A 21986-nucleotide genomic window follows, 5' to 3' on the forward strand; every position below is an offset into this window, starting at 1 on the left:
CTGCTAGGGAGAAAGCACTCTTGTCGACGATGCCGAACGGTTGCGCCACGCTTCCGGAGAACAGCCGAACTGCGTGCCGAACCATCGGGTGAATGCGCTGTGCGAGGTGTAGCCCAGCATCGCCGCCACCTCTCCGAGGCTGTGGTGGGTATTGGCAACATAGCGGCGCGCGAGTTCCTGCCGCACTTCGTTGATCAAGGCCTTGAAGCAAAGCCCGTGTCCGTCGAGCTCCCGTTGCAAGGTGCGCACGCTGATCCCCAAGCCGGACGCGACGGATTTGCACGTTGCGCGGCCGGTCGGCAGCATCAGGTAGATGGCCTTGCGAACCTCCTGGTCGATGGAGCGCTGCCGATCGTCGGGCAGCGCCGCAATCATCTTCCTCGCATATCCGGCCAGCACCGGATCGGCCGCCGCGTTGGCCACGTCCAGATCGGCGGCGCGGCACACCAGCCCATTGAAGGGGCCATTGAACTCGACCCGGCATTTGAAAAAGCGGCGATGAAAGGCCGGGTTCGCCGGCGGCTCGTGCGCAAAGCTGACGCTCGTGGGCAGCCAGCGCTCCCGAAGAAGCAGCTCGCCCATGCGGTAGAGGACGCCGATCGCCAATTCGATGGACTGGCGGGCGGCACCCGGAAGCAGCAGCTCCTCGCGCAGGACCACCCGATCCCCGACGTCCTCGACCTGGATCGCCAGGCGCTCGTTGAGCAGGTGCAAGTGCTCGATGAGCGTCAGCAGCACCTGCCGCAGCGTGGATTGATGCATGAGCAGCAGGCTGACGACGCCGAAGTTCGACAGCTGGCGCCGTGCTGCCATGCGCAGGCCGAAGGACTCGCAGCCGGTGCTGCGGGCTGCATCCTCGAACAGGTGCGCGACCCGGTCCGCTTCGATCAGCTGGTCCGGCTGGCGAATCAGCTCGGCTCGCAGTCCCGCCCTGCGCAGCGCCGCGCCCGGATCGAGTCCGAGCTCCTGTGCAACTTCCGAGAAGTTCGTCAGCGCCGCTGCGCGCACCAGGGCCGTCATGGAGAAGCCTTTAGGTCGGGAGGCGATTCTGGCACGAAATGTCAAGGCGAAGGCACCAATTGCAAAGCGCCGACACAGCCCGACTCCTACAGTTCGCTCACTGCCCGAGCCTTGAAGCTCGAGGCGAAGAAGGAGACAAAGATGAAGATCGAAGCGCTGACATGCGCCCTGGGCGCACAGCTCCACGGCGTCAGCCTTGCCGACGCGGTGCGCAGCGAGGACTTGTTCATGCAGATCAAGGCGGCGCTGTTGCGTCACAAGGTGCTGTTCCTGCGCGACCAGACCTTCAGCCGCGAGGACCACGTGGCCTTCGCTCGCCGCTTCGGCGAACTGGAAGACCATCCCGTTGCCGGCAGCGATCCCGAGTACCCCGGGCTGGTGCGCATCTACAAGACGCCCGATGCCCCCAACGACCGCTACGAGAACAGCTGGCACACGGACGCGACCTGGCGCGAAGTGCCGCCGATGGGCTGCGTGCTGCGGTGCATCGAGTGCCCGCCCGTCGGCGGCGACACCATGTGGGTGAACATGGCGCTGGCCTACGAAAAGCTGCCCGAGCACATCAAGACGCTGATCGCCCCGCTGCGGGCACGCCACAGCATCGAGGCGACCTTCGGCGCGGCCATGCCGCCCGAGAAGCGGCTGGCGCTCAAGACACAGTTCCCGGACGCCGAGCACCCCGTGGTCCGCACGCACCCCGAAACGGGCGAGAAGGTCCTGTTCGTCAACAGCTTCACCACGCACTTCACCAACTTCCACACGCCGGCCAACGTGCGCTACGGGCAGGACTTCGTCCAGGGCTCGTCGTCGCTGCTGCAGTACCTGCTCAGCCAGGCCACGATTCCCGAGTACCAGGTGCGCTGGCGCTGGCAGCCCGACAGCGTGGCGATCTGGGACAACCGGGCCACGCAGCACTACGCGGTGATGGACTACCCGCCCTGCCATCGCAAGATGGAACGCGCGGGAATCATCGGCACGCCGACCTTCTGACCTGCCGCCCTATCCACTCGACATTCCCCGGAGCATTCAATGAACTTCCTCGACGGTCACCTGTTCCCCGAAAACCAGCAGCCGCTGGTCATCACCGCGGCGCCCTACGCGCCCTCGTGGCTGCCTTCCGATTTTCCCGGCGAGATCGCCGTGACGATGGAAGAGCAGATCCAGAAGGCGGTGGACTGCTACGAAGCCGGCGCCACCGTGCTGCACCTGCACGTGCGCGAGCTGGACGGCAAGGGCTCCAAGCGGCTGTCCAAGTTCAACGAGCTGATCGCCGGCGTGCGCGCCCGCGTGCCGGAGATGATCATCCAGGTGGGCGGCTCCATCAGCTTCGCGCCCGAGACCGAGGGCGCGGCCGCCAAGTGGCTGAGCGACGACACGCGCCACATGCTGGCGGAACTCGACCCCAAGCCCGACCAGGTGACGGTGACGATCAACACCTCGCAGATGAACATCCTGGAGCAGTTCGACGCCCGGGACATCCAGGGGACTTCGATGGAGGACCCGGCCGTCTTCAATGCCTACAAGGAGATGACCGTGCCGGCCCAGCCCGGCTGGGCCGAGGAGCACATCCGCCGCCTGTCGGCCGCGGGCATCCAGAGCGCCTTCCAGTGCTACAACATCAACAGCTTCGAGTCGGTCGAGCGCCTGATGCGGCGCGGCATCTACAAGGGCCCGCTGGCCCTGAACTGGGTGGCGATCGGCGGAGGCATGGACGCGCCGAACATCTACAACCTCGCCAACTTCGTGCGGGCGGTGCCCGACGGCGCGATGTTGACGGTGGAGAGCTCGGTGCTCAACGTGCTGCCGGTCAACATGATCGGCATCGCCATGGGGCTGCATGTGCGCTGCGGCACCGAAGACAACCTCTGGAACCAGTCGCGCAGCGCCAAGATCGGCACGGTGGCGCAGATCGAGCAGCTGGTGCGCATTGCCGGCGAGTTCGGCCGGCCCGTCGCGACCGCGCAGCAGGCCCGCGAGATCTGCAAGATCGGCGTGTTCTACGACACCGTGGAAGAGACGCTGCTGGCCAACGGCTTCGCGCCCAATCGCAATGGCGGCCAGCAGGGCTTCCTGCGCAAGGCCGCCTGAGCGCGGCACAGGAGACACCATGAAGCGCTTTTTCAATCTCGCCCTGTGCGCCGCGCTCGCCGCAGCCGGGCTGGTGCCGGCGTCGGCCTCTGCTTTCGCCGACAGGCCGGTCAAGATGATCGTGCCGGCTCCGCCGGGGGGCACCATCGACGTGATGGCACGCATCGTGAGCGACCAGCTCTCGCGCGACATCGGCCAGCCGGTCGTGATCGAGAACAAGCCCGGCGCCGGCGGCTCCATCGCGGTGAAGTACCTGCTCTCGCAGCCGGCGGACGGCCAGACGCTGATGGTGACGGCCAGCAACGTGCTCACCGAGGTGCCGCACGTGCTCAAGGGCGGCTTCGATCCGCTCAAGGACGTCAAGCCCATCTCGCTGATGGCGCTGTCCTCCATGCTCTTCATCGCTTCGCCGCAGTTCCCGGCCAAGGACGCGAAGGAAGCCATCGCCTACGTGAAGGCGCATCCCGGCCAGGTGTCCTATGCCTCCTACAGCGCGGGAACGGCATCCCAGTACGCCGGCGCCATCCTGAACAAGGCGGCGGGGCTGGACATGCAGCATGTGCCCTACCCCGGGTCCGCGCCGGCGCTGGCCCAGTTGATGGGCGGCCAGGTTCCGCTCATGTTCGATGGCGCCGTCACCTCCAAGAACCTGATCGCCGCCGGCAAGGTGCGGCTGCTGGCGGTCGCGACCAAGGCCCGCTTGCCGGACTTTCCCAACGTGCCCACGCTGACGGAGCTGGGCTACCCGGCGCTGAACTTCAGCAACTGGACGGGCGTGATCGCCTCGTCCCAGATGCCGGCGCCGGTGGCCGAGAAGGTTCATGCGGCGCTGCAGAAGGTCGCGGCGAATGCCACGGTGCGCGAGCGCCTGATCGCTGCCGGCTTCGAGCCGATGCCGGAGCGTTCGCTGGCGCAGGCGCAAAGCCAGTTGCGGGAGGAGTTCGACCGCAACGCCGAGATCGTCAAGACCTTCAACATCAAGCTCGACTGAGCGCCGGCGCCACCGCCTGAAGGTGCTGCATGCCGGGCGCCTCGACACCGAAACGAGCAGGAGACATGACATGGCCAAAGCCATCCGATTTCACGAGACCGGCACGCCCGAGGTGCTGAAGCTGGAAGACGTCGAGGTCGGCGATCCCGGCCCGGGCCAGGCCCGCGTTCGCCACAGCTACATCGCGCTGAACTTCATCGACATCTATTTCCGCACCGGGCGCTATCCGCTCGCGCTGCCCAACGGCCTGGGCTCCGATGCGGTCGGCGTGGTCGAAGCCGTGGGCCCGGGCGTGACGGACATCCGGGTGGGCGACCGCGTGGGCTACCTCATCGGCCCGCAGGGCGCGTACTCGCAGGTGCGGGTGATGCCGGCCGAGGTGCTCATTCCGCTGCCGGACGGCGTGTCGGACCGCACGGCCGCCACCTTGATGATGAAGGGCATGACGGCGCAGTACCTGTTCCGCCAGGTGTTTCCGCTGCAGGGCGGCGAGACCATCCTCTACCACGCGGCGGCCGGCGGCGTGGGCCTGATCGCCTGCCAATGGGCGCGCGCCATGGGCGTGACGATGATCGGCACCGTCAGCACCGACGAGAAGGCCGAGCTCGCCAAGGCCAACGGCTGCGCCCACACCATCGTGACTTCGCGCGAGGACATCGTGCAGCGCGTCAAGGACATCACCGGCGGCAAGGGCGTGCCGGTGGTCTACGACTCGGTGGGCAAGGACACGCTCGCGGCCTCGCTGGACTGCCTGCAGCCTCGCGGCTCGCTGGTCAGCAACGGCACATCGTCGGGCCCGGTGGTGATCGACTCGCAAATGCTGGCCGCCAAGGGTTCGCTCTGGGTCACGCGGCCGGCGATGGCGCACTACATCCAGCCGCGCGCCCACATGCTGGACATGGCCCGCGAGCTCTTCGACCACGTGCTGGCCGGACGCATCGTCAGCGAGCCCAAGCAGATGTTCCCGCTGGCGGATGCGGCCGAGGCCCATCGCGCGCTCGAGTCGCGCAAGACCACCGGATCGACGGTCCTGGTGCCCTGATCCGCCTGCAACCTGAAAGCACTTCCCATGAACGGTTTGATGATGGATCGGCCATTGCTGATCTCCAGCCTCCTCACACATGCAGAGAGCCAGCACGGCGACCAGGAGATCGTGTCGCGCCGCGTCGAGGGCGACCTGCACCGCATGACCTACCGCGAACTCGGCCAGCGCGCGCGCCGGCTGGCCAACGCGCTGGCCGCGCACGGCATCGGACAGGGCGAACGCGTGGCCACCCTGGCCTGGAACGGGCACCGCCACATGGAGCTCTACTACGCCGTGTCGGGCTCGGGCGCCGTGCTGCATACGGTCAACCCACGCCTGCATGCCGATCAGGTGGCGTGGATCGCCGACCATGCACAAGACCAGATCCTTTTCTTCGACCTCAGCTTCCTTCCGCTGGTCGAAGCCATCGCGCCGCGCGTGGCCACCATCAAGACCTTCGTCGCGATGACCGATCGGGCACACATGCCCGCCGCCACGACGGTGCCGAACCTGCTGTGCTACGAGGACCTGCTCGAAGCCCATTCGGCCGCATTCGACTGGCCCGAGTTCGACGAGCGCGCCGCCTCTTCGCTGTGCTACACGTCCGGCACCACGGGCAACCCCAAGGGCGTGCTCTACAGCCATCGCTCGACGGTGCTGCACGCCTACGCCGCGGCGCTGCCGGATGCGCTGAGCTATTCCGGCAGCGATACCGTGCTGCCCGTGGTGCCCATGTTCCACGTGAACGCCTGGGGCATTCCGTACATCGCCTGCATGGTGGGCGCCAAGCTGGTCTTCCCCGGCCCGAACCTCGACGGCCGGTCGCTGCACGAGCTCTTCGAGGCCGAAGGCGTCACCGTGTCTGCCGGCGTGCCGACCGTGTGGCAGGGACTGCTGGCGCATGTGGAAGCCAACGGGCTGAAGTTCAGCACCATGCGCCGCACCATCATCGGCGGCTCGGCCTGCCCGCCCGCCATGGTGCAGTCCTTCCAGGAGCGCCATGGCGTGCAGGTGGTGCATGCCTGGGGCATGACGGAAACCAGCCCGCTGGGCTCGGTGTGCAAGCTCCAGGCGCGGCATCTGGGGCTCGATGCGCCGCAGCGCCTGGCCATGCAGGCCAAGCAGGGCCGCGCGGTGTTCGGCGTGGAGATGAAGATCGTCGATGCCCAGGGCGAGCGCCTGCCGCACGACGGCCGGGCCGCGGGCGAACTGATGGTGCGGGGGCCCTGGATCGCCTCGGGCTACTACCGCGGCGAAGGTGCCGGCCCGGTGGTGGACGGCTGGTTCCCGACCGGCGATGTGTCGACCATCGACGCCGAAGGCTTCATGCAGATCACCGACCGCAGCAAGGACGTGATCAAGTCCGGCGGCGAGTGGATCGGCTCCATCGACCTGGAGAACATCGCCGTCGCGCACCCGGCGGTGGCCGCCGCCGCCTGCATCGCCGCGCGCCACCCGAAGTGGGACGAGCGTCCGCTGCTGATCGTGGTGAAGAAGCCCGGGCATGCGCTGTCGCGCGACGAACTGCTCGGCTTCTACGAAGGAAAGATCGCCAGGTGGTGGACGCCGGACGACGTGGTGTTCGTCGACAGCATTCCCCTCGGCGGAACCGGCAAGGTGCAGAAGAACCTGCTGCGCGACGCCTGGCGCGACCACTTGCTCGCCCAGGCCTGAGAGACGCACAGCCGTTCGATGTGAGGAGACCCGACCCCGGGCAGCAACTGGCGCAAGGAAAGAGGGAACCGACTCAGCCTCTCGGAAAGCTGAACGTGAAGGTGCTTCCACCGATCTGCGACGAGCTCACGCGCACATCGCCCCCATGCGCACGGGCGATGGCACGCACGATGAAGAGGCCCAGCCCCACGCTGCGCGCGGCGCTTCCCATGGAGCCGCCGCGCACCATGGGCTCGAACAGCGATGCCTGCACCTCGGGTGCGATCGGCTCGCCCCAGTTGTGGACGGAAAGACTCGCCGTGTCCCCCCGGATTGCCGAGGTCACGGTCACGGTGCCGCCGGGCTCGCCGTAGGTCATTGCATTGCCCACCAGGTTGCCGAGGAGCTGAGCCACGCGGTCGGCATCGGCAATACAGTGGCCCGAGCCTTCCGCGCGGTGGACGATGGTGCGGTCGGGAAATGCAAGCGCGAGCTCCTCCACGATCTTTGCTGCCAAGGCATGCAGGTCGAGGCTCGCGGGTTCGACCGCCAGGCCACGCCCGACCCGCACGAGCGTGAAATCGAGCAGTTCCTCGATCAGGCGCTGGGCGCGCTGGGCCGAACTGTCGACATGACCCAGCACGCGAAGCCGGTCGGCGGAGGTCTCGCCGCGGGCGAGCAGCTTGGCGCCCATGAGGATGGCCGACAGCGGATTGCGCAGGTCGTGGCTGACGATGCCCACCATCTGCTCCGCGAAAAGCGCCCTGTCGTGGGCGCGCGCGTGCTCGCGGGTCGATTCGGTGATGTCGCTCAGCACGCCGATGAAGTAGGCCAGGCTGCCGTCGTCGTTGAAGAACCCCTGTCCCGTGGAGGCCACGGTCCGTTGCACGCCATCGACGCCGTCGAGCCTGTAGGTGCAGTTGTAGACGTCCTCCGTCCGCCCCAGCGCGCATTCCATGGCGTGACGCTCGCTCTCCCGGTCGTCCGGCACCACCGCGGCGGCATAGAGCGCGTCGCTCACGGGGCGTGGCGCGGCGAATCCGAGCAGCCGCGCCACGTCGTCTTCGTAGCGGCGCGCGCCGGTGGCCGCATCCACGTCCCAGAGGAAGAGATTGCCCAGCTTCAAGGCCTGCCGCAGCCGTGCCTGCGTCACCTTCAGCGCGGCCTGGGCTTCGCGTGCCTTCGCCACCAGGTCGTCGGCGCGCTTGCGCGCAGCGAGGAGCTCCCGCTCGTACTTGTTGCGCTCCTCGGCGACCACCATCGAGACCTCGTCGTAGCTGCCCGCCCTCGTGGTGCGCCGGATCGCGTTGAGCATCATCGGAATGGTGTGGCCGTCCTTGTGGCGAACGTCGAGCTTCACTTCGGACAGGGAGCCCTGCATGTCCAGGGTCGGCAGCCAATGCGTCTGATGGAAGATGCGGCCACCCATCGTGAAGAGTTCCTGGAGCCGCTTCCTGCCCACCAGCTCGTCGCGTTCCATGCCGAGCCAGGTGCAGAAGGTCATGTTGACCTTCAGGATGGTGCCGGTGACCGTGGTGACGAGCAGGCCTGTCGGGAACTCATCGAAGAGCTGCTCGGCGTTCGGGAGTTCAGGAACGTGCTCGGCCATTCATCGAAGGGACAGAGTCGCGAGGAATTCATCCACCGCATCGGCGCTCGCGCAGGGCGCGCTCAGATGCGGGCAGTGGCCCACGTTCTCCACGACGCGAAGCATGGCGTTCGGAAGATGCCGATGCATGTATTCGCCGACGGCGACAGGGGCGATGAGGTCGTCGCTCGACTGGACGATCAGGGTCGGCGCGGCGAGCTTGGGCAGATCGGCCCGGTTGTCCGACATGAAGGTGACGCGGGCAAACTGGCGGGCGATGTCCGGGTCGGTACGGCAGAAGCTGTTCGTGAGCTCGACCCCCAGCTCCGGCTGCTCGGGCGCACCCATGATGGCCGGCGCCATGCTACTGGCCCAGCCCAGGTAGTTGGATTCCAGCGTGTCCAGCAGCGAGTCGATGTCTTCCCTGGTGAAGCCGCCGACGTAGTCCGCATCATTGATGTAGCACGGGGACGGCCCCATCATCACATGGCCCGCAAAACGCTCCGGGGCGCGGATGCCGGCCAGCAGGCCGATCATGGCGCTCACGGAGTGCCCGACGAAGACGACCGGCCCATCGGCGAACTCGTCGATCAGCTCGAGCAGGTCGCCCGCGTAGCCGGACAGATGGTCGTACTTGACGGGGTCGTAGGCTGCGATTTCCGACTGCCCGGCGCCGACCAGGTCGAAGGTGACCGTGCGAAAGCGCGAGGCATACTGCGGCGCCAGGAAGCGCCACATGTTCTGGTCGCACCCGAATCCGTGCGAGAACACCATCGTGGCAGGCCCGCTGCCCAGAACCTTGACGTTGTTCCGTTTCTTCACCGACATGACCTGTCCTTTGCTGGCACTGCCGCTCGCCCGGTGAACGGTCGGCAACAGAAGATGGATTATTCCCCAAGCCCGTCCTCACTTGCGCCAGAACGAGGGCGTCAGCAGTGCGATGAAGCTCAGCATCTCGAGCCGGCCCAGCACCATCGCGAAGGTGCAGACCCACAGCTGAAAATTCGAGAGGCCGCTGAAGTTGCCGGCCGGCCCCACGCTGCCGAGCCCCGGGCCGGTGCAGTTCACGCTGGCCAGCACGGCGCTGAAGGCCGTGACGGGGTCGAGGTCGGTCAGCACGAGCAGCATGCTCAGCGAGATCGTGGTCACGCCGTAGACCAGCATGAAGGCCAGCACCGAGAAGATCACGCGGTGGTCGACCACCATGTTGCCGAGCGTCACCGGCTGGACCGCGCGCGGATGCACGAGGCTCGTCATCTCGCGGCGCGCCTGCTTCACGAGGATGAGCACCCGCACCATCTTGATGCCGCAGCCGGTGGACCCGGCGCTCGTCGCCACGCCTGAGAGCAGCAGCATGAAGAGCGGCGCGAACACGGGCCAGTGCAGGTAGTCGACCGTGGCATAGCCGGTGGTGCTGCCGATCGAGATGGTGTGGAACACGCCGTGGCGCAGCGCATCCACCGGCCCGTAGACGCCTTTCATCCACAGCACCACGGCCACCAGCAGGCCGCCGCCGATCAACGCCGTGAGCGTGGCGCGCAGCTCCGGGTCACGCCAGACGCCGCGCCAATGGCCCTTTCGCATCGCGACGAAGTACAGCGCGAAGTTGCAACTGGCCGCCAGCATGAAGAGGACCGACACCGCTTCGAGCAGCGGCGAAGCAAAGTGCGCAAAGCTCGCGTCGTGCGACGAGAGCCCGCCCAGGCTCACGGTGGTGAACATGTGCATGAGCGCGTCGATGGCCGTCATGCCGCCGGCCCAATACGCGAGAAAGCAGGCCGCGGAGAAGGTCGCGTAGATGCCCCAGAGGCCCTTGGCGGTTTCCTTCACGCGCGGCGTGAGCTTGCTGTCCTTGATCGGGCCGGCCACCTCGGCCTTGAAGAGCTGGCTGCCTCCGACGCCCAGCAGCGGCAGGATGGCCACCGCCAGCACCAGGATGCCCATGCCGCCGAGCCATTGCAGGAACGTGCGCCACACGTTGATCGACACCGGCAGCGCGTCCAGCTTGACGAGCACCGTCGCGCCCGTGGTGGTGAGGCCCGACACCGCCTCGAAGTAGGCATGCGTGAAGTTGATCGGCCGGCCGATGTCCTCCAGCGCCCACATCAGCGGCAGCGTGGCGAAGAGCGGCAGCAGCACCCAGGTGAAGGACACCAGGAAGATGCCGTGGCGCGGCTGCAGTTCGCGCTTGTAGCGGGTCAGGCCGCCCCACAGCGCGCCCCCGCAGACGAAGGAGATCGCCGCAGAGAAGGCCCACACATGGCGCAGGCCGTCGGCATGCATCCACGAGATGACCCACGGCACGAACATGCCGATCGAGAAGAAGGTCAGGAGCGCACCGAGCACGCGCAGGACCGGAAGGAAGTCGCTCATCGAACGCGGGCCACGGCGTCAGAAGAAGGTGGCGCTCACGCGGAACAGCTTTTCCACGTCGCGCACCTGGCGCTTGCGCGGCACGAAGATCACCACGTGGTCGTTGCTCTCGATCACGGTGTCTCCGCGCGCGATGATCACTTGCGCCGGCGGGGGCAGCGGCGCCTCGCCGGCCGGCACCGTGCCCTCCCCGATCTCCGGCAAGCCGCGCATGACCAGGCCGAACTGCGCCCCCTTGGGCAGCTCGATGTCCGAGATCCTGCGCCCGACCACGCGCGAGGTCTTGCGGTCGCCGCGCGCCACGATTTCCAGGGCCTCGGCCACGCCGCGGCGCAGGCTGTGCACCGCCTGCACGTCGCCCCGGCGCACATAGGCCAGCAGCTCGCCCAGCATGGTCTGCGCGGGCGACAGCGCAATGTCGATCTGCGTGCCGTGCATCAGGTCGGCATAGCTGCGGCGGTTGATCAGCGCCAGCACGCGCTGCGCGCCCAGGCGCTTGGCCAGCAGGCTGGCCATGATGTTGTCCTCGTCGTCGCTGGTGAGCGAGAGGAACAGGTCGATGTTCTCGATGCCCTCGTCCTCCAGCAGGTCTTCGTCGGTGCCGTCGCCATGCAGCACCAGCACGCCCGTCGGCAGCTCGGAGGCGAGCAGCACGCAGCGCGCATGGTTGCGCTCCAGCAGCTTGATCTGGTAGTTGCGGCCGGTCTCGACGAGCTGCCGCGCGAGCCGCAGCCCCACGCGGCCGCCGCCGGCGATCATGATGCGCTCGACGGCGCGGTGATCGGCCTGGTCGTAGCGGTGCAGCGCCGACAGGACCGCCCGGAGGTGCTCGCGCGCCGACAGCACGAACACCTCGTCGCCGGGCTCGATGAGCGTCTGGCCCTCGCACACGATGAAGCGATCGGGCTCGTTCTCGAGCCGGCGGTAGATCGCGACGATGCGCATGTCGGCACCGGGCACGCATTGGCGCAGCTCGGCGATGGTGTGGCGTACCAGCGGCGCACCCGCGACGGCGCGCACCGCCACGAGGCAGGCCAGCCCGCCCGCGAACTCGCGCACCTGCAGCGCCTCGGGGTACTCGACCAGCTTGCCGATGTAGCGTGTCAGCGATTCCTCGGGGCAGATCACGCGGTCGACGGCGAAGCCTTCCTTGCCGAGCAGCGGGCCGTCGTCCTTGAACGCATTGGAGCGAACGCGCGCGATGCGCGTCGGGATGCCGAACACCTGGTGGGCGACCTTGCAGCACACCAGGTTGGTCTCGTCCAGCGCGGCGCAGGCGATCAGCATGTCGGCATCGCGCGCACCGGCTTCGGCCAACACGCCGGGCTCGATGCCGCTGCCCACCACGCCGCGCAGTTCGATGCGTTCCTCGAGTTGGCGCAGGCGCACCGCGTCGGTGTCGATGACGGTGATGTCGTTGCGCTCCGACACCAGCGTGCCGGCCACGCTCTCGCCGATCCGGCCTGCGCCGAGAATGATGATTTTCAATGGATGTCCCCCCGGAACGGTTTATACGCCCGAAGGGGATCGCGTGACATCCCCTGAGCCGCCCGTGCACCTTCGTGCTTCCACTACACGAGCCCCCCGCGCTTTTGGAGTAGCCTCTCCGCTCGTCAGTACCCAAGGAGACTTTCATGGCCGCCCCCCTGTCCCCAGCAGAAGAAGCATTGCGCGATGCCGCCCGCGAATACCACCGCAGCCCCGCCAAGGGCAAGATTTCCATCACGCCGACCAAGCCGCTGCTGAACCAGCGCGACCTCTCGCTGGCCTACTCCCCCGGCGTGGCCTACCCCTGCCTCGACATCGAGGCCGACCCCGCCATGGCCGCCGAGTTCACCTCGCGCGGCAACCTGGTGGGCGTGGTCACCAACGGCACCGCGGTGCTGGGCCTTGGCAACATCGGCCCGCTGGCGGCCAAGCCGGTGATGGAAGGCAAGGGCTGCCTCTTCAAGAAGTTCGCCGGCATCGACGTGTTCGACATCGAGCTGGCCGAACTCGACCCCGACAAGCTGGTCGAGATCATTGCCGCGCTGGAGCCCACGCTCGGCGGCATCAACCTCGAGGACATCAAGGCGCCCGAGTGCTTCTACATCGAGCGCAAGCTGCGCGAGCGCATGAATATCCCGGTGTTCCATGACGACCAGCACGGCACCGCCATCATCTCGGCCGCGGCGCTGATCAACGGGCTGGAGCTGGTCGGCAAGAAGATCCAGGAGGTGAAGATCGCCGTCTCCGGCGCCGGCGCCGCCGCCATCGCCTGCCTGGACGTCATGGTGGGCATGGGCGCCAAGCCCGCCAACATCTTCGCGGTCGACTCCAAGGGCCTGATCTACATCGGCCGCCCGGGCGGCTTCGACGACTCGAAGTCGCGCTACGCACAGTCGGACACCGGCGCCCGCACCCTGGCCGACGTGATGAAGAACGCCGACGTCTTCCTGGGCTGCTCGGCGCCCGGCGTGGTCTCGCAGGACATGGTCAAGTCCATGGCCGACCAGCCCATCATCCTGGCGCTGGCCAACCCCGAGCCCGAGATCCGGCCCGAGCTGGCCAAGGAAGTGCGGCCCGACTGCATCATCGCCACCGGCCGCTCGGACTACCCGAACCAGGTCAACAACGTCCTGTGCTTCCCCTACATCTTCCGCGGCGCGCTGGACTGCGGCGCGACCAAGATCACCGAAGAGATGAAGCTGGCCTGCGTGCGCGAGATCGCCGAGCTGACCAAGGCCGACATCAGCGAAGAGGTGGCCACCGCCTACCAGGGCCAGGAGCTGGCCTTCGGCCCCGACTACATCATTCCCAAGCCCTTCGACTCGCGCCTGATCCTGCGCATCGCACCCGCCGTGGCCAAGGCCGCCCAGGCCTCGGGCGTGGCCACGCGGCCGATCGAAGACCTGGACATGTACCGCCAGAACCTGGCGCGCTTCGTCTACCAGACCGGCATGTTCATGCGGCCGGTCTTCAGCGCCGCCAAGCTGGCGAGCGCCAAGCGCGTGGCCTACTGCGAGGGCGAGGACGACCGCGTGCTGCGGGCCGCGCAGCTGGCGGTCGACGAAGGCCTGGCCAAGCCGATCCTGATCGGCCGCCCGGCCGTGATCGAGACGCGCATCAAGAAGGCCGGCCTGCGCATCCGGCTCGGCACCGACGTGGACGTGGTCGACCCCGAGGACGACCCGCGCTTCCGCACCTACTGGGAGGCTTACCACAAGGTGATGGGCCGCCGCGGCATCACGCCCGAGGCGTCCAAGGCCATGGTGCGGCGCTCCAACACCACCATCGGCTCGCTGATGGTCCAGCTGGGCGACGCCGACGCGATGCTGTGCGGCCTGGTCGGGCGCTTCGACAGCCACCTGAAGATCCTCAACCAGGTGCTGGGCCTGAAGCGCGGCGCTCCCGGCTTCGCCACCCTCAACGCGCTGACGCTCGAGAAGTACACCCTGTTCATCGCCGACACCAACGTCCACGAGGACCCGGACGCCCAGACCTTGGCCGAGATCGCCGTGATGGCGGCCGAGGAAGTGCGCCGCTTCGGCCTGCCGCCCAAGGTGGCGTTCCTCTCGCACTCCAACTTCGGCTCGTCCGAACGCGCCTCGGCGCGCAAGATGCGGCTGGCGCGCGACCTGTTCGCGAAGATGGCACCCGACGTCGAATGCGACGGCGAGATGCACGGCGATGCCGCGCTGTCCGAGACCGTGCGCCACAACGCCCTGCCGGAGACCACGCTCAGCGGCTCGGCCAACCTGCTGATCTGCCCCAACCTCGATGCCGCCAACATCCTCTTCAACGTGCTGAAGATGACCGGCGGCAACGGCGTGACCGTGGGACCGATCCTCATGGGCGCGGCCGGCTCGGCGCACATCCTCACGCCTTCGGCCACCGTGCGCCGGGTGCTCAACATGACGGCGCTCGCCGTGGCCAATTCGAGCTCGCCCAAGTAGGCCGCGCACCGGAACGAACGCCCTGCCGCGGTGCGCGCGCCAGGGCGTTTTTCATTGGGAGCGGGCCGGCCGCATGCACCCGCTTGGCTCGGCCGGAAGGGTTCGCACCAAGTGCGTGCCGGCACCGAATTTGCTTGAATGCCGGCACTCATCCACACGTACCATCGAATGAACAAGCGCCAACTGCTCCACTCCTTTCTCGCCGCCTCGGCGCTCAGCTTCGGCCTCGTCGGCGCCTACGCCCAGTCCCCGACGCCGATCAAGTTCCAGCTCGACTGGCGCTTCGAGGGCCCGGCCGCCCTCTTCCTGCATCCGGCCGCCAAGGGCTATTTCAAGGACGCGGGGCTCGACGTCACCATCGACGCGGGCAACGGCTCGGGCGGCACCGTCACGCGGGTGGCCTCGGGGGCCTACGACATGGGCTTCGCCGACCTGGCGGCGCTGATGGAATTCCACGCCAACAACCCCGACAGCCCCAACAAGCCGGTCGCGGTGATGATGGTCTACAACAACACGCCGGCCTCGGTGATGACGCTGAAGAAGAGCGGCATCACCAAGCCCGCGGACCTGTCGGGCAAGAAGCTGGGCGCGCCGGTCTTCGACGCCGGCCGCCGCGCCTTCCCGATCTTCGCCAAGGCCAACAACATCGGCGCCGTCAACTGGACCGCGATGGACCCGACGCTGCGCGAGACCATGCTGATCCGCGGCGACATCGACGCCATCACCGGCTTCACCTTCACCTCGCTGCTCAACCTGGAGGCGCGCGGCGCCAAGCCGGCCGACATCGTGGTGCTGCCCTATCCCGACTACGGCGTGAAGCTCTACGGCAACGTGATCATCGCCTCGCCCAAGCTGATCAAGGAGAACCCGGCCGCGGTCAAGGCCTTCCTCTCGGCCTTTGCCAAGGGCGCGAAGGAGGTGCTCGCCAATCCGGCGATGGCCATCGAGTCGGTGAAGAAGCGCGACGGCATCATCGACAGCGCGCTGGAGACGCGCCGCCTCAAGCTGGCGATCGACACCGTGATCAACAGCCCCGATGCGCGCACCGAGGGCTTCGGCGTGGTCAACGCGGGCCGGCTCTCGCTGATGGCCTCGCAGGTGTCGGACGCCTTCAACACCAAGACGCGCGTGAGTCCCGACGCGGTGTGGACCGCCGCCCTTCTACCGCCCGCCGCCGAACTCAACATCCTGAAAAAGTGATGGCGGTCGCCGAGACCCCGCCCTTCGTCGACTTCCAGGACGTCTGGCTCGCCTACAACGAGGAGCTGCTGCGGGCCAACCACTTCGCGGTCGAGGCCATCGACCTGCAAGTGAAGCGCGGCGAGTTCATCGCCATCGTCGGCCCCTCGGGCTGCGGCAAGTCCACCTTCATGAAGCTCACGACGGGCCTGAAGATGCCCTCGATGGGCAAGATCCGCATCGACGGCGCGCCGGTGACCGGCCCGCTCAAGATCTCGGGCATGGCCTTCCAGGCGCCCTCGCTGCTGCCCTGGCGCACGACGGTGGACAACGTGCTGCTGCCGCTGGAAATCGTCGAGCCTTACCGCTCCAGCTTCAAGGCCAGGCGCAAGGACTACGTGGAGCGCGCGCGGCGCCTTCTGCAGAAGGTAGGCCTGGGCGGCTACGAGGACAAGTTCCCCTGGCAGCTCTCCGGCGGCATGCAGCAGCGCGCCAGCATCTGCCGCGCGCTGATCCACGAGCCGAAGATGCTGCTGCTCGACGAGCCCTTCGGCGCGCTCGACGCCTTCACCCGCGAGGAGCTGTGGTGCATCCTGCGCGACCTCTGGGCCGAGCAGCGCTTCAACGTGATCCTGGTCACGCACGACCTGCGCGAATCGGTGTTTCTGGCCGACACGGTGTACGTGATGAGCAAGAGCCCCGGCCGTTTCGTGGTCAAGCGCGACATCGAGCTGCCGCGCCCGCGCGAGCTGGAGCTCACCTACACCAAGGAATTCACCGACATCGTGCTGGAGCTGCGCGGGCATATCGGCGCGATCCGCGGGACCGGCCTCGCGACAGCGGCAACGACAGCGGCAACGACAGTGACAGCGGGGGCGGGGGCATGAACGACAAGCGACTCGAACGCTGGTCGCCCTGGCTGCTGCTCGTCGCGGTGATCGTGCTGTGGCAGATCGTCTGCTCGGCCTTCGGCGTCTCCGATTTCATCTTCCCCAGCCCCTGGCGCATCTGGACGCAGTTCTGGGAATTCAAGGAAATCATCGCGGGCCATGCCTGGCGGACCTTCTGGGTCACCATGGCCGGCTTCGGCCTGGCGATCGTGGTGGGCGTGCTGCTGGGTTTCGTCATCGGCAGCTCGCGCCTGGCCTATGCCGCGATGTACCCGCTGATGACGGCTTTCAACGCGCTGCCCAAGGCGGCCTTCGTGCCGATCCTGGTGGTGTGGTTCGGCATCGGCATCGGGCCGGCCATTCTCACCGCCTTTTTGATCAGCTTCTTCCCGATCATGGTCAACATCGCCACCGGCCTGGCCACACTCGAGCCCGAGCTCGAAGACGTGCTGCGCGTGCTGGGCGCCAAGCGCTGGGACGTGCTGGTCAAGATCGGCCTGCCGCGCTCCATGCCCTACTTCTACGCCTCGCTCAAGGTCGCGATCACGCTCGCCTTCGTGGGCACCACCGTGAGCGAAATGACGGCCGCCAACGAAGGCATCGGCTACCTGCTGATCTCGGCCGGCTCGGCCATGCAGATGGGCCTGGCCTTCGCCGGGCTCATGGTGGTGGGCGCGATGGCGATGCTGATGTACGAGATCTTCAGCGTCATCGAAAAGCACACCACCGCCTGGGCCCACCGGGGTTCCCAGAATGGATAGGCAGCAGGCCATCCGCGCGCTGCGCCGCGCCGACCAGGTCGCGCGGCGCGCAATGGCGATGGGCCGCCATCCCTTCGGCGCACTGCTGGTCGCGCCGGACGGCGAGACTGTGCTGGCCGAGCAGGGCAACATCGACACCGTGCAGCACGCCGAGGCCACGCTGGCACGCACCGCCGCGCTCAACTACCCGGGCGAGTTCCTGGCGCAGTGCACCCTGGTCACCACCTTCGAGCCCTGCGCCATGTGCGCCGGCACCGTCTACTGGGCCAACATCGGCCGCGTGGTCTACGGCGCGGAGGAGTCGGCGCTGCTGGCGCTCACCGGCGACCATCCCGAGAACCCGACGCTCTCCCTGCCCTGCCGCGAGCTCTTCGCGCGCGGGCAGAAGACCATCGAGGTGATCGGGCCCGTGCCCGAGGTGGCGGACGAGATGATCGCCACCCATCGCGGTTTCTGGGCACAGCGCGGCCGCTGACGCGCGGCATCGACGCCCGCTCCCCTATGGGAAAGGGCGGGTCTGAGGCTCGAGAGCACGCAGAGACCCCATCACCCCGAAGATCAAAGTTCTCTTGCGTCGCCGCCCATGACGCAGTAGAACTATCCGACTGGCAAGGTATGAATGGACTCCGGGGCGAGCCCGGAGAAGCCACTGTTTCAAAAGGGGCGGAAATGTTGGCGTCCGAATGCGCGTGGGCCGTCTTGCGTGCCGAGCACTCGCGCATGCGCGAGTTGCTGGCGCGGGTCGATGCGGTGCTGAAGGCCGGCGAATGGAAGCGGGCGGGGCCCGCGGCTTCGCCGATCGCCGGACTGATCGCCCGCCTGCAGGCCTTCGACGAAGCCACCCATCGTCCCAAGGGCACCGTCCTGCTCCAGATCCTGCGCGGCAGGTCGGCCGAGTCCGACGATCTGCTGCGCCGGCTCGGAGAGCAGCGCGAACGCTGCGACGCCCTGCTCGCACAGGTGAAGTCGAAGCTCAGGCAGGCCGAATCCGGGGACACGGCCGCCGCGGCCGCCGTCGAAGACTGGCTGGAAGAGCACCGCCGCCTGATGCTCGATCACCTGGACCAGGAAGACACCTTGCTCCACTCCCAGACCGCCGAGCTGCTGACCGGCGAGGAGTGGGCCGCGGTGGCGTCGTCCATCTCCGAGAACATCGGCTCGCGCAAGGGCTGAGTTTCATCGGAGCGCGCGTGGCGCTTGTGACGCGCTGCGGCATCTCCTATGCTCACGGGCCCTTTCACACGGAGATGAAACATGATCAAGGTCAGCGTGATGTACCCCAACACCGCAGGCGCCCGGTTCGATCACGACTACTACCGCGACAAGCACATGCCCATGCTCAAGGAAAAGATGGGCGACGCGTGCAAGTCCTACACCATCGACAAGGGCCTGGCGGGCGGTGCGCCCGGCGCCCCGGCGCCCTACATCGGCATGTGCCACATCTTCTGCGACTCCGTGGAGAGCTTCCAGGCGGCCTTCGGCCCGCACATGAAGGCGATCATGGCCGATGTGCCCAACTACACGGACCTCAAGCCCGTGATGCAGATCAGCGAGGTGGTGGTGGGCTGAGCACTTCGCTGCCTTCGGCCTCCGGCGGCGGATGCGCGCTGGCGTAACGCTCCAGCAGGACATACAGCAGCAGCCCGCCGCCCAGCGGCACCAGGTAGTACAGCGCGCGGTAGGCCAGCAAGGCGCCCATCAGCGCGCCCTGGCGCACCGAGCCGGAGAGCAGCGCGAGGTACACCGCCTCGAGCACGCCGAGACCGGCGGGGATCGGCGTCACCACCCCCGCGATCGACGCCGCCAGCATCACCCCCAGCGTGACCAGATAGGGCACCTTGCCACCCAGCAGCAGGTACACGGCCGAGGCCATCAAGGCCCAGTTGGTGGCCGACACGACGAGTTGCACCAGCGCCAGCCGTGCCGAAGGCAGCTCCAGCCGCCGCCCGCGCACCTGCCAGTGCCGGCCCTCTGCCTTGGCGCAGGCCACCACGTAGCCGGCCGCCAGCAGCAGCATCAGCACGCCCAGCGCGCGGAAGCTGCCCTCGCCCACGTGGGCCTGCGCCGGCGGCTGCACCACGCCGGAAGCGAACACGCAGCCCGCCACCAGCCCGTAGCCCAGCCAGTTGGTCGCCAGGCTGAGCCCGACGATCTGCGCCACCGTGGCTTCGTCGAGCCCGGCCCGCGCATAGAGGCGCGCACGCATCCCCACGCCGCCGACCAGCGAGCCCAGATTGAGGTTGAACGCGTAGCTGGTGACGGCGATCGCCCAGCTGCGCCAGCGCGGCACGCCGTGGCGCGTGTGGTGCCGGCCGATCAGGTCATAGCAGCCGTACAGCGCATGGCTGGCGGTGCACAGCGCGAGCACGGCCAGCAGCAGCCAGGGCGAATAGCCCCTGAGCGCCTGCCAGGCGCCCGCCCAGTCGACCTTGTGCGCGTGCGACAGCAGCAGGCCGAGCACGACCAGCCCCAGTGCAGGCAAGGCCCAGCGGCGCACGCGCTGCCAGAGCGTGCGCCCGGTGGCCGCGGCGCCCGATCGAGCATCGGGCGCCTCGGGCGATTGGGACAAGGGCATCGCATCGCTGTTCGGCATGGGCGCATCATTCCCGCGGACAGGCGGTGCGGCCAGTTGCGGCCGGCGCTTGTTGGCGTAGGTTCAGGTGCCGCAGCGTGCGCCCCAGGTGCGCCGATGGGCGTGAAGGCGCAGGCGCGGCGTGACGCTCGCCGTGCGCAGGCGCGGCTCAGCGCCGCCTTTTGCGCTTGCGCGCCGGCATCGCCGCCTTGCCGCTCCAGAAGTCGATCATCTGCCGCGTCATCTCGGCCTGCGCCGCGGCCATTTGACGGTGCATCTCGGCGCTCGCGTACCCGCGCGCGGCACCGGTCATCGTGTTGGCCGCGCTCAGCCAGGCGCTGAGGAAGGGGTTCTTCTGTACCCAGGGATTGCGCATCTCAGTGCCTGCCGCGCCGGGCCGCGGCCCGCAGGATCATCGCCAGCGCCGCGCCGCCGGCCGCTGCCATCATCGCGGCCTTGACCGGCTCCTGGGCCACATAGTGCTCGCCCTGCGCCTTGGCCTGCCGGGCGCGCCCGGGCAGCGAGCTCATGGCCGACCGCACCTTGTCCCAGGTGCGATGCATGTTCGACGGCGCCTTCGCGTACATCGCATCGTCGACGTGCGAAGGCCCATGGCCGACATCGTTGCCGGCGACGGGCATGGGCAGGGTCTCCGCTTCGGGATTGGCCTGCTGGGGAGCAGGACGCGTGTGGAAGGTTTCGATTTTCATGAAGGACCTTTCGAAGAAGTTCTTGGGAGTCCGGTGCAGCGGAAGAAGCGGTGCAGGGCCGCCTCAGCGCGACGGCGAAGGCGCCGGTGCCGGAACCGGCGTGACGGTCTCGCGGATCACGCCGCCGCCCATCACGCTGCCGCTGGTGCTGGTGGCGGCGCCCCTGACGCGGGCTTCGCAATCGGCACGGTCGGCCGCGGGCTGCAGCAGCTGGCAGCGCGCCAGCGCGTTCTGCTCGGCCCGGTCGCCCGGCGTCAGGCCGCCGCGCTGCGATTCCTGCTTCGCCGCGCCCGCCTCGCGGCGGCAGGCTTCGCGGTCTTGCTGGACCCCGTCGCAGGCTGCGCGGTCGCGCTGGACTTGCGATGCGCTGCCCTGCGCCCACGTGTTAACGCCGAAAAGGCATCCGGCACAGAGCAGTGCGGCGAGCGACGAACGGAAGAAGAGAGCTTGCTTGGGCATGTGAGGCTCCTCGATGGACAGCCCTTTTTCTAACCCCCCGGGTGGCTGCGATGTGTCGGACGCGGCGACGTCCGGTGGCACCAGCCTTTCGCGACAGGCGCCCGCGCACGGACCCCTGCGCGAGGAGGCAGGTGAAGGGGCAATCTGCGGCGAGCCTGAGCTCAGCTGTGCTGCTTGTTCTGCGACCCTTCGCCGGATCGGCTGCCCGCCGGCGACGACGACGAATCGGACGTTCCCGTGCCCGCCTTCCCGCCCGATGCCTGCTGATTCGCGCGATTGCTGCGCCAGGTGTTGAACTCGTCGGCGAACTTGCCGTAACGCTCCCGCCGAAACGCCTCGAAATCATCGTCGAAGCGCTCCAGTTGCTCGTTGCGCCATTGCTGGTAGTCGGGGTCCGAGTGACGGCCCTGTCCCATGCCGCGCCCTTGCACGCCGCTGCCTATGCCGCTGCCCCAGGTGCGAGGACCTGTCGGAATGGGCTGCTCATGTTCGAACGGGTCCGGATCACCGCGATCGAAGTCGTTGCCCCAATAGCCTCGTTCGTAGTCCGAAGACCCCATCTGGGTGCTGCGACCCTGAAAGGCTTCGTGCTGCCTTGGCCCCCGGCTCGGCCAATCCGCGTTCCGGTCGTCCCGCCAGTCCCGGCCGCCGCGGCTGTCATCGTCTCTCGGCTTCATAGCCAACTCCTTTCAGATGCTGGAAGCCCAGGCTAGTCGGATCATTGGCGCCCCTTGTCGGATCGG

Annotated in this window: 22 protein-coding genes; 12 read left to right on the forward strand and 10 right to left on the reverse strand. The window is 67.8% G+C overall.

What is annotated here, in order from left to right; translation table 11 throughout:
• Positions 1-3: 3 nt before the first annotated feature.
• Positions 4-1020 (reverse strand): AraC family transcriptional regulator, encoded by a 1017-nt coding sequence (locus AC3A6Y_RS15650; RefSeq protein ID WP_487869165.1) that lies wholly within the window; start codon positions 1018-1020, stop codon positions 4-6.
• A 141-nt stretch (positions 1021-1161) separates the two neighbouring features.
• Between AC3A6Y_RS15650 and AC3A6Y_RS15655 the strand changes: the two genes are divergently transcribed.
• The 5 genes from AC3A6Y_RS15655 (at position 1162) to AC3A6Y_RS15675 (ending at position 6797) form a co-directional block, all read left to right on the forward strand.
• Complete coding sequence (locus tag AC3A6Y_RS15655; protein WP_487869166.1) at positions 1162-2010, forward strand: TauD/TfdA dioxygenase family protein; 849 nt, start codon at positions 1162-1164, stop codon at positions 2008-2010.
• 39 nt (positions 2011-2049) lie between these two features.
• Positions 2050-3108 (forward strand): beta-keto acid cleavage family enzyme, encoded by a 1059-nt coding sequence (locus AC3A6Y_RS15660; protein ID WP_487869167.1) that lies wholly within the window; start codon positions 2050-2052, stop codon positions 3106-3108.
• A gap of 19 nt (positions 3109-3127) precedes the next feature.
• The gene (locus tag AC3A6Y_RS15665; protein WP_487869168.1) at positions 3128-4099 is read left to right on the forward strand and encodes a Bug family tripartite tricarboxylate transporter substrate binding protein; all 972 of its coding nucleotides are present in this window, start codon (positions 3128-3130) and stop codon (positions 4097-4099) included.
• Positions 4100-4169: 70 nt separating this feature from the next.
• Positions 4170-5141, forward strand: a complete 972-nt coding sequence (locus AC3A6Y_RS15670; RefSeq protein ID WP_487869169.1) for a quinone oxidoreductase family protein — start codon at positions 4170-4172, stop codon at positions 5139-5141.
• Between the two features lie 27 nt (positions 5142-5168).
• Entirely contained in the window at positions 5169-6797 is a 1629-nt protein-coding gene (locus AC3A6Y_RS15675; protein ID WP_487869170.1) for a 3-(methylthio)propionyl-CoA ligase, read from the forward strand.
• Between the two features lie 73 nt (positions 6798-6870).
• On the opposite strand, the gene AC3A6Y_RS15680 is transcribed toward AC3A6Y_RS15675, so the two are convergent.
• The 4 genes from AC3A6Y_RS15680 to trkA form a co-directional block, all read right to left on the reverse strand.
• Positions 6871-8385, reverse strand: coding sequence for a sensor histidine kinase (locus AC3A6Y_RS15680; RefSeq protein WP_487869171.1), 1515 nt, complete (start codon positions 8383-8385; stop codon positions 6871-6873).
• The gene (locus tag AC3A6Y_RS15685; RefSeq protein WP_487869172.1) at positions 8386-9192 is read right to left on the reverse strand and encodes an alpha/beta fold hydrolase; all 807 of its coding nucleotides are present in this window, start codon (positions 9190-9192) and stop codon (positions 8386-8388) included.
• Between the two features lie 78 nt (positions 9193-9270).
• On the reverse strand, positions 9271-10737 hold the full coding sequence (locus tag AC3A6Y_RS15690) for a TrkH family potassium uptake protein (protein ID WP_487869173.1): 1467 nt from the start codon (positions 10735-10737) through the stop codon (positions 9271-9273).
• A gap of 18 nt (positions 10738-10755) precedes the next feature.
• On the reverse strand, positions 10756-12225 hold the full coding sequence (gene trkA, locus AC3A6Y_RS15695; protein ID WP_487869174.1) for a Trk system potassium transporter TrkA: 1470 nt from the start codon (positions 12223-12225) through the stop codon (positions 10756-10758).
• 146 nt (positions 12226-12371) lie between these two features.
• Between trkA and AC3A6Y_RS15700 the strand changes: the two genes are divergently transcribed.
• From AC3A6Y_RS15700 to AC3A6Y_RS15730, 7 genes are all read left to right on the forward strand, one after another.
• Complete coding sequence (locus AC3A6Y_RS15700; RefSeq protein ID WP_487869175.1) at positions 12372-14672, forward strand: NADP-dependent malic enzyme; 2301 nt, start codon at positions 12372-12374, stop codon at positions 14670-14672.
• Positions 14673-14840: 168 nt separating this feature from the next.
• Positions 14841-15872: an ABC transporter substrate-binding protein gene (locus AC3A6Y_RS15705; protein WP_487869176.1), complete on the forward strand. Its 1032-nt coding sequence runs from the start codon at positions 14841-14843 to the stop codon at positions 15870-15872.
• Positions 15872-16738: an ABC transporter ATP-binding protein gene (locus AC3A6Y_RS15710; protein ID WP_487869943.1), complete on the forward strand. Its 867-nt coding sequence runs from the start codon at positions 15872-15874 to the stop codon at positions 16736-16738. The genes AC3A6Y_RS15705 and AC3A6Y_RS15710 overlap by 1 nt, the downstream gene beginning before the upstream one ends.
• Positions 16735-17502: an ABC transporter permease gene (locus tag AC3A6Y_RS15715; RefSeq protein WP_487869177.1), complete on the forward strand. Its 768-nt coding sequence runs from the start codon at positions 16735-16737 to the stop codon at positions 17500-17502. The genes AC3A6Y_RS15710 and AC3A6Y_RS15715 overlap by 4 nt, the downstream gene beginning before the upstream one ends.
• Positions 17495-17977, forward strand: coding sequence for a nucleoside deaminase (locus AC3A6Y_RS15720; RefSeq protein WP_487869178.1), 483 nt, complete (start codon positions 17495-17497; stop codon positions 17975-17977). Before AC3A6Y_RS15715 ends, AC3A6Y_RS15720 begins: the two co-directional genes overlap by 8 nt.
• Positions 17978-18171: 194 nt before the next feature.
• The gene (locus AC3A6Y_RS15725; protein ID WP_487869179.1) at positions 18172-18675 is read left to right on the forward strand and encodes a hemerythrin domain-containing protein; all 504 of its coding nucleotides are present in this window, start codon (positions 18172-18174) and stop codon (positions 18673-18675) included.
• 81 nt (positions 18676-18756) lie between these two features.
• Positions 18757-19071 (forward strand): EthD family reductase, encoded by a 315-nt coding sequence (locus tag AC3A6Y_RS15730; protein WP_309965676.1) that lies wholly within the window; start codon positions 18757-18759, stop codon positions 19069-19071.
• Here the strand turns inward: AC3A6Y_RS15730 and AC3A6Y_RS15735 are convergent.
• The 5 genes from AC3A6Y_RS15735 to AC3A6Y_RS15755 all read right to left on the reverse strand — a co-directional run bounded on the left by AC3A6Y_RS15735 (position 19049) and on the right by AC3A6Y_RS15755 (position 21920).
• Positions 19049-20095, reverse strand: a complete 1047-nt coding sequence (locus tag AC3A6Y_RS15735) for a lysylphosphatidylglycerol synthase domain-containing protein (protein ID WP_487869180.1) — start codon at positions 20093-20095, stop codon at positions 19049-19051. The genes AC3A6Y_RS15730 and AC3A6Y_RS15735 overlap by 23 nt on opposite strands.
• A gap of 148 nt (positions 20096-20243) precedes the next feature.
• Positions 20244-20450, reverse strand: coding sequence for a hypothetical protein (locus AC3A6Y_RS15740; RefSeq protein ID WP_487869181.1), 207 nt, complete (start codon positions 20448-20450; stop codon positions 20244-20246).
• Between the two features lies 1 nt (position 20451).
• Complete coding sequence (locus tag AC3A6Y_RS15745; protein ID WP_487869182.1) at positions 20452-20784, reverse strand: hypothetical protein; 333 nt, start codon at positions 20782-20784, stop codon at positions 20452-20454.
• Positions 20785-20847: 63 nt separating this feature from the next.
• Positions 20848-21243 carry a hypothetical protein gene (locus AC3A6Y_RS15750; protein ID WP_487869183.1) on the reverse strand — a complete coding sequence of 132 codons (396 nt, stop codon included), beginning with the start codon at positions 21241-21243 and terminating at the stop codon, positions 20848-20850.
• A 161-nt stretch (positions 21244-21404) separates the two neighbouring features.
• On the reverse strand, positions 21405-21920 hold the full coding sequence (locus AC3A6Y_RS15755) for a hypothetical protein (RefSeq protein ID WP_487869184.1): 516 nt from the start codon (positions 21918-21920) through the stop codon (positions 21405-21407).
• Positions 21921-21986 lie beyond the last annotated feature (66 nt).

The sequence above is a fragment of the Variovorax sp. Soil_C_17 genome, from assembly GCF_057657265.1.